This is a genomic window from Flavobacterium potami, from assembly GCF_020026915.1.
In the GTDB taxonomy this organism is placed as follows: Bacteria; Bacteroidota; Bacteroidia; order Flavobacteriales; family Flavobacteriaceae; genus Flavobacterium; species Flavobacterium potami.
On the sequence record NZ_JAINUY010000010.1, the window covers coordinates 102,631 to 118,922 of the forward strand.

At 31.9% G+C, this 16,292-nt stretch carries 14 protein-coding genes and 1 rRNA gene; 8 read left to right on the forward strand and 7 right to left on the reverse strand.

Annotation, left to right across the window (positions count from 1 at the left end):
- Window positions 1-54 precede the first annotated feature (54 nt).
- From K6T82_RS23055 to K6T82_RS23090, 8 genes are all read left to right on the forward strand, one after another.
- Window positions 55-831 (forward strand): DUF2500 domain-containing protein, encoded by a 777-nt coding sequence (locus K6T82_RS23055; protein WP_223711211.1) that lies wholly within the window; start codon window positions 55-57, stop codon window positions 829-831.
- 47 nt (window positions 832-878) lie between these two features.
- Window positions 879-1,502 (forward strand): hypothetical protein, encoded by a 624-nt coding sequence (locus K6T82_RS23060; protein WP_223711213.1) that lies wholly within the window; start codon window positions 879-881, stop codon window positions 1,500-1,502.
- Window positions 1,503-1,560: 58 nt separating this feature from the next.
- A complete protein-coding gene (locus K6T82_RS23065) occupies window positions 1,561-2,019 on the forward strand; it encodes a DUF4440 domain-containing protein (RefSeq protein WP_223711215.1) in 459 nt (152 codons plus the stop codon).
- Window positions 2,020-2,037: 18 nt separating this feature from the next.
- Window positions 2,038-2,652 (forward strand): hypothetical protein, encoded by a 615-nt coding sequence (locus K6T82_RS23070; protein WP_223711217.1) that lies wholly within the window; start codon window positions 2,038-2,040, stop codon window positions 2,650-2,652.
- A gap of 143 nt (window positions 2,653-2,795) precedes the next feature.
- The gene (locus K6T82_RS23075; RefSeq protein ID WP_223711219.1) at window positions 2,796-3,275 is read left to right on the forward strand and encodes a DUF3805 domain-containing protein; all 480 of its coding nucleotides are present in this window, start codon (window positions 2,796-2,798) and stop codon (window positions 3,273-3,275) included.
- A gap of 113 nt (window positions 3,276-3,388) precedes the next feature.
- The gene (locus tag K6T82_RS23080) at window positions 3,389-3,919 is read left to right on the forward strand and encodes a hypothetical protein (protein WP_223711222.1); all 531 of its coding nucleotides are present in this window, start codon (window positions 3,389-3,391) and stop codon (window positions 3,917-3,919) included.
- Window positions 3,920-3,934: 15 nt separating this feature from the next.
- Entirely contained in the window at window positions 3,935-5,089 is a 1,155-nt protein-coding gene (locus tag K6T82_RS23085) for a DUF4291 domain-containing protein (RefSeq protein WP_223711224.1), read from the forward strand.
- 45 nt (window positions 5,090-5,134) lie between these two features.
- Window positions 5,135-5,593, forward strand: coding sequence for an SRPBCC family protein (locus tag K6T82_RS23090; protein WP_223711227.1), 459 nt, complete (start codon window positions 5,135-5,137; stop codon window positions 5,591-5,593).
- Between the two features lie 177 nt (window positions 5,594-5,770).
- Here K6T82_RS23090 and K6T82_RS23095 read toward each other — a convergent pair whose 3' ends face one another.
- The 7 genes from K6T82_RS23095 to rrf form a co-directional block, all read right to left on the reverse strand.
- Window positions 5,771-6,292 carry a DUF3347 domain-containing protein gene (locus K6T82_RS23095; RefSeq protein ID WP_223711230.1) on the reverse strand — a complete coding sequence of 174 codons (522 nt, stop codon included), beginning with the start codon at window positions 6,290-6,292 and terminating at the stop codon, window positions 5,771-5,773.
- The gene (locus tag K6T82_RS23100; protein ID WP_223711232.1) at window positions 6,289-8,727 is read right to left on the reverse strand and encodes a zinc-dependent metalloprotease; all 2,439 of its coding nucleotides are present in this window, start codon (window positions 8,725-8,727) and stop codon (window positions 6,289-6,291) included. The genes K6T82_RS23095 and K6T82_RS23100 overlap by 4 nt, the downstream gene beginning before the upstream one ends.
- A 5-nt stretch (window positions 8,728-8,732) precedes the next feature.
- Window positions 8,733-10,157 carry a RagB/SusD family nutrient uptake outer membrane protein gene (locus tag K6T82_RS23105; protein ID WP_223711234.1) on the reverse strand — a complete coding sequence of 475 codons (1,425 nt, stop codon included), beginning with the start codon at window positions 10,155-10,157 and terminating at the stop codon, window positions 8,733-8,735.
- Between the two features lie 4 nt (window positions 10,158-10,161).
- Window positions 10,162-13,806, reverse strand: coding sequence for a SusC/RagA family TonB-linked outer membrane protein (locus K6T82_RS23110; RefSeq protein ID WP_223711237.1), 3,645 nt, complete (start codon window positions 13,804-13,806; stop codon window positions 10,162-10,164).
- Window positions 13,807-13,940: 134 nt separating this feature from the next.
- The gene (locus tag K6T82_RS23115; protein ID WP_223711240.1) at window positions 13,941-15,086 is read right to left on the reverse strand and encodes a FecR family protein; all 1,146 of its coding nucleotides are present in this window, start codon (window positions 15,084-15,086) and stop codon (window positions 13,941-13,943) included.
- Window positions 15,087-15,282: 196 nt separating this feature from the next.
- Window positions 15,283-15,852: an RNA polymerase sigma factor gene (locus tag K6T82_RS23120; protein WP_223711242.1), complete on the reverse strand. Its 570-nt coding sequence runs from the start codon at window positions 15,850-15,852 to the stop codon at window positions 15,283-15,285.
- Window positions 15,853-16,184: 332 nt separating this feature from the next.
- A 5S ribosomal RNA gene (gene rrf, locus K6T82_RS23125) occupies window positions 16,185-16,292 on the reverse strand.

The window sequence follows — 16,292 nt, forward strand, 5'->3', positions numbered from 1 at the left end:
ATTTTATATTTGAAAACTATAAAGCGAAATAAACCTCCACTTATTTACTCCATTTTGAACAAGAAAAAAAATACTAGTAGAGAAAACATAAGAACTTCTTTTATAAGAAAAGAATTTTACAAAAAACTTTTACATATAGGATTGTGCATCATTCCGATTGCATTATTTGCTAACAACAAAGGAACATTTAGACTTGTTCCGTTACCATTCTTCCTATATGGAATGTATCAACTCATACAAATAGTTGCAATTTCAAAGCTTATTGTTGATGATTTTTTTCCTCCAAAGATATCTTATGAAAAAAAGACTAAAACAATTGACAAAGTAGTTTACTATTTCTCGACTACTCTTTTTTTTATTAGCCTGATATCGTTATTATTTGAAATCAGGAATTTTGACAACACCATACAGGGCACAAAACTTTTTTGGACAGCGGGTCTTTTCGGAATTCTGGTAGCAATCATTACCACAATAATCTTAAAATTAACAATTCCTAGCGTGTATTATGAAGGTAAAAGAAGATATACGGTTCTTCTAGGACTATTTATCGGATTCTTTCTACTATTTACATCTTTGGCAAGTTTTGTAAACCATTATTTTGCTGACCCAACAACTTTTTACAAAAATTTTAAAATAGAAAGCAAAAGCATTAGTGGTGGTAGATCTACTGAATACTTTTTTTATTTTAAAATGGAAAATGGTACTGAAGAAAGGTTTTCTGTAGGGAAAACAAGATATGATAATTTTGAAGAGGGTGAAGAAATAAAACTATGTCTGATGAAAGGGAAACTTGGATTTGATTATGTGACAGGATTTAAAAAAATAAAATAATAAATTTTACATGTTGGCTGTAGAATTAATCTTTACAGAAAAAAATCATGCAGAAATTTTCAATTTATATAAAGTCGAATAAATTTTATTGGAGTCCGCAAACTATCACATATTCAATACTATTTTTTATTTGTGGTATGATGCTTTTTAAGCAAAAGATTCTTCGTTTAGAGCCTAACTTTATTGACGAAATTTTTGTTTGGCTTGCAGTTGGTGGTTTTATGTTCGCTGTAATTTTAAAATTGTATAATTTTAATAAAATTGAACCATTTCGAGGAAAACTTGAAGGTTACTTATCATTTGAAAAAGATTCAATAATTGCTGGTAATGAAATTTATCCAATTGAAAAAATACGAAAAATTCAAATTTCTAATGATGATTATGTTGGCAGATTAGCTCATATTTCAAGTGGAAATCTAGGTCCAGCGCTTTCAAATGGAATTAATAATTTTATAATAATCTATTTGGAGTCTGGTACATCAAAAAGATATGATTTTGAATTAATTAATTCAGATGATTTTCAAAAAGAAAGAGAAACACTTATTGATTATCACATAATTGGAAAAATAGATTACTGGGAGCTGGCAAATGTATTAGGTGAAAAGAATACTGATGAAATTCATTCGCTTACTGATGAAATTAATAAAAGGCGTGCTATCGTTAAGCTTTAAAAAATCCGATAAATTTACACAGCAGATTACATATCATTAATAATCAAAATAACAAAAAATGAAAAAATTCAACACTCTAATTTTCATGATATGTTTTACAACACTATCATTCGGACAAAGCGCATCCAAAACCGATCAATCGCAAATAAAACAATTAATCATTGAATCTTTTGATGAAATTTGGTCTAAATTAGATTCTAAAAACATTGATAAATATTACACCAAAGATTTTCTTCTTTTAGAAAATGGAGAAATTTGGAACAATGACTCCATTGCAAATTATTTAAATAAGGCTATACTTGATAAACCGATTCCGAAACGAGTAAACTCAATTGAAGTTATTGAAATTAAAATCTTAAACAAAACGGCCTGGATTGCGTATAAAAACAAAGCTGTATTTTCGTTTGACGATAAAAAAAGTAGCAAAATGTATTGGCTAGAAAGTGCGACCGCAGTTTTAACCAAAAACGGATGGAAATTAGAAATGTTACATTCTACTGCAACGAAAAAAGAATAAAATTAACACCTATTAAACTTGAAAGTAAACCGAAACCAAAAGAAAACGGAAAAAAGAATATTAAAAAACAAAGAAAAAAAAATAGACTTAATCCATTATATTCTTTTAATAGCAGCTTTAATTCTTTTTATTTTAAATTATACATTCTTTACAAGTAAAACGATTGGACACGATGTACGATATACTATTTATGTACTCTGGTTGCCGTTAATTACTGGAGTGCTTTTTTTGGGTATTTACAGAAAAGATTTTTTAATTAAAAAATATAGAAGTTTTAATGAAACGTATGCCAAAATATATGTGATTGCATTTTATTTGATACAAGGGATTTTTGTTTCCTATGTAACTTTTGGGCAAATTGCAAGTACAACGTGGAATTATTTAAATAAAAAAGAAGCAGCAAAAAATAAAATCGAAATAATAAACTGCAAAGTAACAGGATTTTATACCAAAAAAAATCCAGATGTATCTTTTCAGTTTAAAAATAGAATTGAGGTTTTTGAAGTTAGTTCTGAAATGAATCGGGAAAATTATAATCGCAATCCAAAAGATTATAAATTAGAAATAAAGGTCGAAAAAGGAATTTGGAATTACTATGTCGTGACGTACTGGAAATTAAAAAAAATGTACTAACTACTACTGTAACATATTTGCAGAGGATTCTGTAAATATGGAAATTAGAATTAATTCAGACAGCTTTTTTTGATTAATACGTAGCGTTTTTAATTTATATTTGGATAAGATCTGAGATTTTCAAGAAACAAAAAAAAGCTATAATGAAGCAAACATATTTTTTAATATTTCTTCTATTTATGAATTGCAGTAACAAACCTGAAACTTATATATTCACATCAAATTTCGAGTACTCAATCATATTGCCAAAAAACTGGGCTGAATATAAAGACGAAAACAACACTAATGCATTTTTCGATACAGAAGAATGGTCGGGAAATCTCAGAATAACTCCAATTGAAATTGACCCCAACAGAAATTCCCAATTATTAAAAAGTGAAATAGAAAGTTTTAAGGAAAAAGCAGAAACTTTTAAAACCAAAGAAGGATTTGAAGGTTTAAAATACTCTGAAAAAAGCGATCAAGATTTCATTTATTATTGGCATATAATTGCTGAAAACAAAATGTTCATTTGTTCGTTTACAATAGATTCAAACAAAAGAAACACTCTCAAAAATCAAGAAGAATTGAAAAAAGTGATACTGATCATAGACTCGATTAAACTCACAAATACCAGTCCCTAAAAGTCAATACAAGAGATTTATTCAATTGTAAAACCAAGAATAAAATAAACCATACTCTTTTAAGTATGAAAACAATTTGAAAAAAGGCCTTATAAAACTTTAAACAACTTGACATGAGAAAAATTGTACTTCTATTTCTTATCGTTTTTTCAATAAGCTGCAAAAAAGAAAATGTTGTAGAAAAACCAAAACCTAAAGAAAGCACGCCAGAAAAAACGCCTAAAAAAATCAGCGATTATATATCTGATGATCAAGATTTTATTTGGTCTGCTAAACAAAATGATACGGCCAAATATTTGGTAAGAGTAGTTTTTCAAAAAGAATTTGCAGTTTATCAATTTCATGGCCAATGCATCTATGAATTTTTTACCAATCATTATCATACTAAAACCGACAAAATAGAACTTCTTTGGACTTATAAAAGTGATTGTTTACTAGATATGAAATTCTTAAAACAATCAAACGGTATTAAAGAATATCCGAAAAACGGAGACTCTTTTTGTGAGTATACTTTGGTAAATGATTCTGTTATAAAAGTGAATTATAAATTTCCACAATGGGTACAAAAAATTAATGAAACCGAAAAAGATTCCATTTTTCCGCATTATTTATATCTTCAACCAAGAGACAATTTATATAAATAAACATCATCAATAAAAATGAACCTAAAGACAATCCAACATCACAGATATGAAAAAGGACTTCCTCAAGAAGGAAATTTTATACTTGGACAAAAACGCGGAGCCAACATTTTTGTATATCAGGCTTTCAATGATAAAATCGCAGACTATGCCATAAAAAATCAAAAATTCGGAGGACAGGATTACAGCTTTGACAGAATGACCTGGATAAAACCAAACTTTCTGTGGATGATGTACAGAAGCGATTGGTCGAATAAAGACAGTAACCAAAGTCGAATCTTAGCTATTGAGATGACTTATGAAGGCTTTGAAGAACTTCTTACCGAAGGTGTTTTGACAAGCTATGACAAATTATACGGAGACGAATTTACTTGGAAAGAAAATCTTGATAATAGCAACGTAAGAATTCAGTGGGATCCAGATCACGATATTAAAGGTGACAAGTTAAAACGTAGAGCTGTTCAAATTGGAATTAAAAATGAGGCATTAGAAAAATTCAATAACGAGCTTATAAAATCGATACAAGATATTACCGATTTTGTAAAAGAACAAAAAGCAAAAATCGACAGCGGAAACGAATGGTTTTATGTAATGAATGAATCTATAATTGAAGTCAATAATGCTTTAAAAAAGAAATTTTCTATTCCTGATGTGTTTCGAACGCCATTTGTTGAAGAAATAATTTCAGAATATGATCAGACAAAATCTGTTAGTCAACCTAATTTTGAAAAGCTGCTAATTGAAAACGATCAACCAGAAAGAGATGAATTTGTTGGTTATGTCAAAAATTATAAAAATATAGAACTGTCAAGGTATCTATTAAAAACCGCTATCGTTTACAGAAGAGATGATGAAATGAGCGAGTTTTACTGCATGTGTGAAGACTTGTTAATGTTCAGTTACTTTGCCAGCAAAAATAAACATGTTATTGACCTTCATTTAGTTTTAGAGGCCAAATTAGTGGACTTTGACACTTGGTGCGGCTTTGATGGTGAAATGATTTTTTATCCACTTGGCTATCAACAAACAAAAGATTACATAGCGAACAATAAAGAGTTTTTAGTAGAAAATGTTGAAGGATTTGCGCCTCAAACCGCTGACTATTTTATTGAATCTTTCGATGAAGAATACTTATACAAACAAATCCATAGCAGGGCATTTTGGTATTTCTAATCAAAATAATATGTAACTTTAAGCTTCTAAAAAAACAAAGAAGCCATGCAAAAATTACAATTTAAAAAAGAAATAAATGCATCAGCTCAAAAAGTATATGAAACGATGCTGGGCTTAAAGGACAAAGCCACTTACGAATATTGGGTTGCCACTTTTAACCCTACTTCTACTTATGAAGGCAGTTGGGAAAAAGGAAGTAAAATTAGCTTTGTTGGAACAGACGAAAACGGTAAAAAAGGTGGAATGCTTTCGGAAGTTGTAGAACATAAAGCAGCCAATTTTGTTTCTATTCGCCATTACGGATTTCTAGTTGGAGATACCGAAGTAACCACAGGCGAAGAAGTAGAAAAATGGGCCGGCGGACATGAAAACTATAGCTTTGAAGAAAATAATGGCATTACAACCTTAACCGTAGAAATGGATACTATTGATGAATATTTGGATTATTTCAACAATACTTATCCAAAAGCGTTAGATAAATTAAAAGAAATTTCAGAAAAGTAAAGACTTTACAAATTATAATATCAAAAAAAGCTGTCTAATTTTAGACAGCTTTTTTTGAGTAATAATTAACCTATATTCTTATAAAAAAATAGTCCATTAATCGCTTTTTATTATAAATGACAAATACGGCTCCTTTTCAGAATACCGCATTTATCAAACTAATTCAAATTCTAACTTTTATAAACTTGCTTTTACTTCACCGCAAGTCAGCATATTTTTTGGATAATATGGATTTTTAATTTCTTTACTGTCACTTGTCCAAACCGCTCCGGTCATTGGACAAACTTGTAAATATAAAGTTTCGTCAGCAGGTTTGAATTTTCCTGCCTGATCCCAATATTTTACAGAAAGTGTTTCAAAAATTTTACGTTGTTTATTGATATTTTTAGTGGCTGTAAGTTGCGTTGCTAAATCAATAATTTCTCTTCTTGATGTTGTTGCTGCATTCATATTTTCAAGGCTTAATTTTTTAAACCTGAAATTTTTTAATGAACCTTTCAAAGCTTCCGCATTTTTGACAACAGCAAGACTATCTGAAGTAAGAAAACTGTTTTTTAAAGCCAGATAATTTTTGGTAATCTCTTTCTTTTCTGCTTCTCTTTTCGCAACCAATTCGGGAACTACTTCTTCTTTTGATGTTAATTGCGCTTGTGTTAAAGTGAAAAAGAAAATGAATGCTAGAACTAATAATTTTTTCATGATGTTGGTTTGTCTAATTTTGTAATAATTTTTTCGATGTCAATCAAAATGCTTTCGTAATGATCTTTGCTGATTCCTGTTGCTTCATTCATCATTTTTGTAACATCTGATTTTAATTTTAAAAGATGTTGTCTTCCATACAATTTCACATCACTTCGTTGTGCTGCATTTGAAGCTTTTCCTGGCTCTAATTCCTTTGGTAATAAAAGCATTCCTAATTTCTCTACATAACCACGCTGAAAGTTTCTTCTGTAAAAATCTTGCTTTTCATCTCCACTAAATTTTACCCAAACCGTTTTTTGCAAATCATTTAAAAACTCAGGAACTGTGTAACTTCCTTCAAATTGCATCGATTTAAGGCTAATATTATAAAGCATACCTGAACTCAACAACATAGTCAAAACCTGATTTTGCTGATCCAAGATTTGATCTTCTCTTTTCATCGGAATAAGATCATCTATTTCCTTTGGATACATCCAAAGTGGCGCAACAAATAATTGTCTTCCTAAATAATCTATAGCAGCTTTTACTTTTGCTTTAGGAACTGGTTTGTACACTACTGCTTTTTCATCAACAGTTCTTTTTGTCACATAGTTGTTTCCAATGTTTTTTAACACATGATATAAATAGATACTGTATTGTCTTACCACTGCTTTATGCATATCCTCTAAATTATTGTAGGCATCATTCGGCTGATAAGTCCATTCGATAAGATGCGGTACAACACGTTTTAGATTTTTGATTCCGTAATCACTCGCCAAAACAGCATCATCTCCAAGATCTTCAGACTGGCTTCTCGGGTCTTCGTCTTTTCCTTCGCCTCCAAACCACAATTTTGGGTTAGCTGTTAAACTATCTGTGGTCATTTTGGCTAATATTTTTTCTTCGTCGAATTCATCTTTAGCATTTGGATAATAACCATATCCCCATTGTACAGCCCATTTGTCGTACATGCCAATACGTGGATAAATTCCTTTTGGACCAATATTGTCTTCCGGTTGTGCCACGTAATTAAAACGAGCATAATCCATAATAGAAACCGTATGACCATTTGCTTCTACCCATTTTTTATCACGAAGTTTTTCTACAGGGGTAGCACTACTCGCTCCCATGTTGTGACGTAAACCAATTGTATGTCCGATTTCGTGAGAAGAAACAAAACGAATTAATTGTCCCATTAATTCATCATCTAAATGCATTTTTCTAGCTCTTGGGTCTAAGGGCCCAGCCTGAATCATGTACCATCTCTGAACCAATCTCATTACATTATGGTACCAGCCAACATGGCTTTCCATAATTTCTCCACTTCTTGGATCGCTAATTCTTGGTCCATAAGCATTTGGTGTTTCAGAAGCTAAATATCGTACTACAGAATATCTTGCATCTTCCAAACTCATTGTTTTATCATCTTCTGGCCATTCTTTACCCACGATTGCATTTTTAAAACCAGCTGCTTCAAAAGCTTTTTGCCAATCGTTAATACCTGCAATTAAGTATGGTCTCCATTTTTTTGGTGTTGCAGGATCGATATAATAAACAATTTGTTTTTTTGGTTCAACCAATTCTCCTCTCAGGTATTTCTTGATATCCTTGTCTTTAGGTTCTAAACGATAACGCTGAACAATAAATTTTTTCTGTGCACGCTGTTCATCATCATCAAACAAAACATATTTATTGGCAAAGTAACCTACTCTTTCATCAAAAAAACGCTTACGCATAGGTATTTTAGGAAGCAAAACAATTGAAGTATTTAACCTCAATGTTACGGTTCCGCTACTTGCTAGAGTGCTTGTATATGTTTTTGTTGTTTTTACTTCAACGTTAATTGGATAGGTATCAATTGCTTCTATAAAAGATTTATCATCAGCCAGAGAATTTAATTTTTTCTCTGTTTTCTCGGAGTTTCCAATAGAAAACATCGTATTATCCTTTTTGAAAGCTTCGGTAACATCTATTACAACACTTCCTGTATCAGGATTGGTTGTTTTAATTGGAAATGCAGCCACAATTGGATTTTCGTTACTTCCTGCCAATGCTTTTGCCAACATTGAATCGGCAGAACGAACATCTTGCTTGTATTGCAATGATCTTAAATAAACCGTGTTATTCGATCCTTTCTCAAAATAAATAGTCTGCTCATTGGCTTTTTCTCCACCAAAAATCCCCATTCCTTCAGGAGTAGACAAATATCGTGTTACAACCAACATATATCGGTTAAACAAAGTATCAGGAATTTGAAAGTAATACTTTGTATCAACCTGACTAATCGTAAGAAGACCTGATTTATTGATTGCCTTATCTGTAATTACTTTATGATACGCCTGCATGCCTTTCGGCTGAGTACTTGTACTGTCAGCTTTTTTTTCTGGAGTTTGAGCAAAACCATGCTGGTTAATGGCAACCAGCATGATTAGTAATAAAATTATTTTTTTCATTGGAATTAAAATGGGACTTTTTCGTCTGTGTTTAATGTCAGTTTCGGATTTTTTTGTAAAACCGATAAAGGAAATGGTATAATATATAATCGGGAATTAGGCTGTAAAGTGTACGTTTTTTGAGGAACGGTTTTGTTTACTAATGGAAATACCCTCGTAATTGTTTTAGCATATTCTGTTTCGGTATTTAATCTTTTAAGATCAAAAAAACGGTTAAAACCTAAAAGTAATTCTCTTCTTCGTTCGTTGATTACCAACTCCATTGTTTCTTTTCTCGTTGCTGGAACCGCTAAATTTACTGTTCCAGAAAGAATTCGTTTTGCTCTTAATTTGTTTAAAACAGTAACTGCTTCATTAAATTTGTTATCTCTTGCATAACATTCGGCAAGCATTAAATACACCTCGGTTGTTTTCATTCCAACTGTCGGATAAAAGAATCTTGTATATTGTGTTGCCCAATACGCTGTATTTGAACCTTGATCTAAATTGGTTGTGCTTGTTGAATTGAAAAACAAATTAAAACGCGCATCGTTAGTTCCGAACAAAGTTCTCAATTCTGGACTGATGATATAGCTCTGAGCAAAGTTCATTTCATTATAACCAGTCATATACATATAACTTAGAACTTCTATATTGTTTGCGGCTGGAACAGCTACTGCTGTTGGTCCGCCTTGTGCATTATAAGCTACCAAGTCAAATATCTGATTGTTATAACTAAGTGATTTTTCTGCTGCTGCTTGAGCTAGTGCAATTTCACGTTTAAACAAATGCACTTTAGCTTTAAAAGCATACGCAAATGCTAATGACGGATGATACACATCAGCTGGTTTTTCTTTAATAAACGGTAATGCATCTTCGATATCTTTTTGAATAAAATCGTAAACTTGAGCCACTGTTGATTTGGAAGGTTGTGCTTCCAAGTCAAATTTATCCATGATACAGATTCCTCCATCTGTCGTTGCAGTTTGAGGATCGTATCCTTTTGCATACGTATTTACTAATAAAAAGTGATCGTAAGCTCTGTAAATTTTAGCTTCTGCTTTCGCTAATCGTTTGATGTCTTCATCTCCTTTACTATTGTCAACTAAAGAAATAATCGTATTCCATCTGTTGATATAAGTGTAAGCCTGATTATAGAAACTTGAACCTGTCAGTAAAGAAACACGATCGACGCTTTCATCAAAAGTAAAATTAAGAATATCAATATTTGGAGTTCTTCCAATAACGTTCGCTTCTCTCATCCATTGATCATCAGATAAATATTGAAAGTTATTTATCGGATAACCTCTATTGGGCAATGAAACCAATTCAAGAAATTGTTGAGGAGTTTCAATTACTAAAGCTCCTTTTGGTGTAATATCAGTGTAATCTTCACATGATGTTGTTCCTAACATCAGAACTGATAGTAGTGTTATATATATCTTTTTCATTTTTCTAAAGAGTAAGATTAAAGCCAACTAGATAAGTTTTTGGCAATGGTAAATTACGTGTACCTGAATTAACTGAATAAACTTCCGGATCAATGCGATTTCCAGCTGCACTCCAGTACCAGATATTATTCATCTGAAAAGTAAATTTAGCCGATGAAATATTCATTTTATTAGCAAAAGTCTTTGGCAGATTATATGCTAAAGAGATATTTCTCAATTTAATGTAATCTCCGTCAACAACATTAATATCTGAATTTCTCCATTGAGTACTCATGTTTACTGCATAAGTTCTAACACTCTCGTCTAGATCTACATACAAACGTGTATTGCCATTTTGATTCGTATCTGTGTAACGATCTGCAATACCTGAAAGATTTACAGCATCTGAACTCATATCAATAGTTTCTTTACGCATTACATTTCCTCCTGAGAAAATGAATAAGAAATTCAAATCAAATTGCTTATAAGAGAATCGCTGAGATAATGAACCTGAATAAGTTGGTGTTAGACTTCCCATATTTACCAAAGCATCCGGGTTATTTATGATTTTAATACTGCTCGCTATCGGATTCCCATTTGCATCAAAAGTAATTGATGGATTTCCATTTTCATCTAAAACATAAGGATATCCATTAGTTGTTCCTCCATATCTATAGGCATATAAACTATTGTAAATCTCGTTTTCAAAAAAGTAATCTATAGGCGAACTTATATATGACGCAGGAGTTGATTGAGCTCTTGTTATTTTCTCAACTGTCGTTTTATTAAATCCTAAAATCACAGTAGAACCAATTCGTAAATTTCCGTTGTTATACCAATCAGAATTCACACTAAACTCTATACCCTTATTCATAAGAGCACCTGCATTAATGGTTCTGGACAAGGCACCTACAGTCGGATCTAAGTCAGTTGTAGCCAATAAATCACTGCTGTATTTTCGATAAACATCAATAGTACCGTTTAATTTTGCACGGAATAAACTATAATCTAAACCAACGTTGGTACTTTGCGTTTTTTCCCATCGTAGCATCGGGTTTGGTTGTGATGTAATGTTCGTATATTGCAATGACTGATAAAGATTATCATTTCTTCTTGTAGCCGTAATGTATGGAGTTGTAGATTGATCAATGTTTCCATTAACACCATAAGTTGCTCTAAGTTTAAGTGCCGTAACCCATTTATATGGTTTCATAAACTCTTCGTTACTCACATTCCATCCTAAACCTGCAGACCATAATGGGCGGTTTTTATACTTTGGATCTACTCCAAATAAATCTGCTCTATCTACTCTATAACTTCCTGTTACATTATATTTTGATAAAAAGGTATACCCAAGAGTACTAAAAACTGAAAAATAACGGTGTAAAATTTCAGTCTGTGTTCTTGATAAAGCAGATAAAGTTCTGTTGCTGCCGTAAATATAACTTGCCGTTCCTGTCTGGCTCAAAGCTAGGTTATTGATTACCGAAGAAGCAAGTGTTACAGGATCGTAACCATATCTTAATTGTTCGATAGTTCTAGGAACAAAAGTTTCTCTCATTTCGAAACCTGCAAGGGCATTAATAGCGTGTTTACCTCCGCCAAATTCTTGATTGTAATCTAATTGATTTCTAAAAGAATAATTACTTGCCTGACTGCTCATTTGTTTGTAGCGTCCTCCTGCAGAAAATCCATCTACATAAGTGTAAGCATTAGTTGTTGGATTATAGGCTGTTAATGCATTAATAGCGTAACGCATTTTATAAGAGTTCAGATCGTAGTACTGATCCTCGTCATTTCTTCTTATTTCATATTGAAATTGTGTACTTAAGCTTAATCCTTTCCATATTTTAGCACGAATATTAGCAAAAGCTCTTAAGCTTAATGATTTTTCATGTTTTATTCCTTCTTGAAGTGCATTTAAAACATTAAAAGTCATTGGTTTAAAACCACTTAAACCAGCTAATTTTTCTGCAATTGCAGGATTTATAATACTGCTTGAAGTAAAGCCATCTTTAATTCCTACAAAAGGAGAAATTACAAGATTTCCGTTATCATCTGTAATACGTTCGTATCTTTTTTGAATATCGTAATTACCAAAATCGCCATCCGTAACATCATCATTACTATAAGTTGAATTTACTCCAAATGTTGCGTTTAACCAATCATTGATCTGGAAACTGCTTTTTGCATATAAATTGAATGATCGGCTCTCGTTATTTACAATTCGATTTTTAGATTCATCATAATTAAGCGATACATAAGTATTTTGTCTACTAGTACTTCCTGAAAATGCCACATTGTAACGTTGTCTAAATTCGTTTTGCCACACATTATCACGATAATCTCTGTAATAATCGTTTTTTCTCCATTGCTCTATTGTACTGTCATAATCGAGATTGCTGATTTTTCCATCTTCTAAATTTCTATTCAATTGATAAAGCGGACTGTAATATTTAGGGCTACTGTTTCCTATATCTCCATAATTGCTAAACATTGTAGCTGTATTCGCGAATCTTGCTCTTTCTCTATTGTAGACAGCCTGTTCAAAATCAATCAATTCACTTGTCGAAGCATAATTCATATCTCTTAAATTAGGCTTAGTCGATAGAAAGAAATCGGAGTTTACGGTCACTTTTAGTTTTCCATTTCCTTTTTTAGTAACGATAACAATAATTCCGTTGGCAGCTCTAGAACCATAAATGGAAGCCGCTGCTGCGTCTTTAAGAACGTTAATACTCTCAACGTCATACGGATTGATATCTTCCAAAGTTAACTCAGTTGGAAGACCATCAATTACTATCAGTGGACTATAACCAACATTTAAAGATGAAAAAGTTCCCATACCTCTCAATATCGGTTTATCTGCCGCTGCACCAGTAGGATTCTTTTGAAATGTAAGACCCGCTATACGACCTTCTAATGCACTTGGTAAATCTGCATTAATATTTTCGTTTAAAACCTTTTCATTAACTGTAGCGATTGCACCCGTAGAATGGCTTCTTTCTAAAGTCTGATAACCTGTAATTACCACTTCTTTCATTGCTGCTACTTTATCTTCAACTATTAGAGTCACAACATTGCGGCCAGCAATACCAAAAGATTTCGTCTCAATGGTTAAGCCTGAACACTCCAAAACTCCGTTTGATGGTGCATTGTCAAAAGAAAAACCTCCGTCAAAATCAGTAATACTGGTTCTGTTGGTTCCCGCAATAGTTACAGAAACACCAGGAAAAGGCTCGTTTTTATTGTTTGTTACTTTTCCGCTTACGCGGATTAAATCGTTTCCCAAATTCTCGCTTTTATCTTTTGAAGCCGATACAACGATAGTCTGATTGGTTAAAGTATACTTTAAATTTTGATTGCTAAAAATTCGATTTAAAGTTTCTTTTAATGACGAGTTCTTTACATTGATGGTAACAGATTTAGAATCTTTAAGCAGCTTTTGGTTATAAAAAACTTCATAATTAACCTGTTTCGCCACTTCTTTTAGAACTGTTTCAAGTGACGCGTCTTTAAAATTTACTGTAACGTTCTGCGCTTGAGTTGAAAAACTACAAAACAGCATAAAAAGCACACTAAAAAGACTTATTGCTTTGGAAAAATTAAATCTGGGAATTTTTTTTCCAAGATTTTTGTAAGGTTTTTTTGGTTGTAAATTTAATTTCATACATTTACATTGGTTATAGTTAAACAATAGTGGACAACTTATATTGGCTATAAACTTTTGAAACAACCAGAAGCATCGCAACTGCTTCTGGTTTTTTAGTTTATAGATCAATATAATTCGGTTAAACTTAAAAATCAGGGATCAACAATAATAGTTTTTCCTTCAACTTTAAATTTTATATTACTTAGCTCAAGTACTTTTAATACTTCAGACAAATTTTTATTTCTAAATGTTCCTCCGTTAAATCTCACGTCTGAAACATCACCTCGATACTCTACTTTAATTCCGTACCAGCGTTCCAATTGTTTCATTACCGATTTCAAATCAGCATTATCAAATTTAAATCGGCCATTTTTCCAAGCGATTGCTGCTTCTGTATCAACTTCTTTTATTGTAATTTTTGAACTATTATTGACAACATTCGATTGTTGTCCTGGTTTTAAAATAGCTTTTTGATTTCTAGATGCAACAGCTACACTTCCTTCCAATAAAGTGGTTTTCACAACCGATTCATTATCGTAAGCATGCACATTGAAGTGTGTACCCAATACTTCAATTGACTGTCCATCAGATTTTACTATAAAAGGCTTGTTTTTATTTTTGGCAACTTCAAAATAAGCTTCCCCATCCAACTCTACAATTCTTTGGTTTCCATTAAATTGAGTTGGGTATTTAATCGAAGAAACCGCGTTTAAAAATACTTTTGTTCCGTCTGCCAAGACAATATTATATTGTCCGCCTGTTGGTGTTGAAAGTGTGTTGAATGAATTCGCTTCTTCTTTTGAATTATCAGCATTTGGATTGATCACATAAGTAATAACGCCATTTGCATCCATTTTAATTGTAACTTCATCCTCTTCACCTTCTTGAGCAATAACATCTTTTGATGATATATCTGAAAGTACAATCTGCTTTCCATTTGAGAGCGTTAAAATACCTTTGTTACCTCCTGGAGCTATTTCCTTCTGTTTTTCAACAACCTGAATAGAATCTTCTTTTCGTTCTGATTTTGCAAAATAAAACAAGCCCGCACCTAACATCAAAGCTACCGATGCGGCTATAGCAACTCGAGGCCATAATCTAATAATCATTGGCTCCTTTTGTAATGACAGTTTAGATTTCAAATATCTATAACTATCTTCCAATTCGTATTCACTTAGCTGTCTTTTATTTGTAGAAGCTCTGTTCAGATACCACGCATCAAGCTTATCCCTATCTTCATCAGACAAAGTATCATTTTGATATTTTTTAAGCAATTCTAAAAATTCAGTTTCATTCATAATTACAATACGAAATTTTGTCTCGTTTTATAGTAAGACAGTTAGAAATGGGTTTTGTCATAGATAAAAAGTAAAAAAAAATAAAAAAATATTAATTCATCATTAACAAATCCAAGAAAACGTTAGCTTCTCTTTATTAATGAGGACATTACGATACTATTTTCTTTTAAAAATTAACAAAAAGGACAACAAAAATTTACCAAACAAAAATATGTAAGGTCGATTTTAATTTTAAGCGAAGGATTTTTAATGAGTTATAAACTTGCTGTTTAGCAGTTTTGTCTGTAATATTTAATTGTAGTGCAATTTCATCATATGATAGTTCTTCCACCTTTCTCAAGAGGAAAACTTCGCGCATTTTTTCAGGAAGTAATGCAATTTCTTTGGCAATAATTGACTCTAATTCTCTTTCTCTCAGTTTAGAGTCTGCAAAAACATAATCATTTTCAATAAAGTTTGAAATCGAATCTACATAACGAGAAACCACTTTTTCGTGAGCAATATGATTAAGTATTCTGTTTTTGGTAGCCTTGTATAAATAAGAAGAAAGTGTACCTGTAATAATTAATTCCATTCGTCTGTTCCAAATAGATAAAAACACTTCTTGAACAACATCATTCGCTTCATCACGATTATTCAATATCTTATAAGCATGATTTACAAGAACCCTGGAGTATCTTTCAAAGATTTCTGTATAGGCCAACTGGTCATCTTTCTTTAAAAGATCTATTAAAATATGATCAGCAAATTTGCTATAAACAGACATTAATTAAATAAGGTAAGTATGAAAAACGCAATATTAATCATTTTTTATGTTAAAACCCAAAACATTATTAACTAAAAAACATCTTTTACCTTAAAATAAATTAATTCTTAGAATATAAGACCATTACTATTTAAATCCTAAAAAATTTTATTAAGATTATATCGTATAAAAAAATTATAGCCTTTGTGGTCATATATTTTTGAGAACAAGATTTAGGAGAAAATAAGGCTTTCAAAGAATGAATGTCTATTAGGTATTCGGCGCGCATCAGAGACAACAGAAAAGGTCCAAAAACAAAAAACCCCATCCGCTGTGGATAGGGTTTTTCAAAAGAAAGGCGACGACATACTCTCCCACATAACTGCAGTACCATCTGCGCAGGCGGGCTTAACTTCTCTGTTCGGGATGGGAAGAGGTGAGCCCCGCCGCAATAACCACCT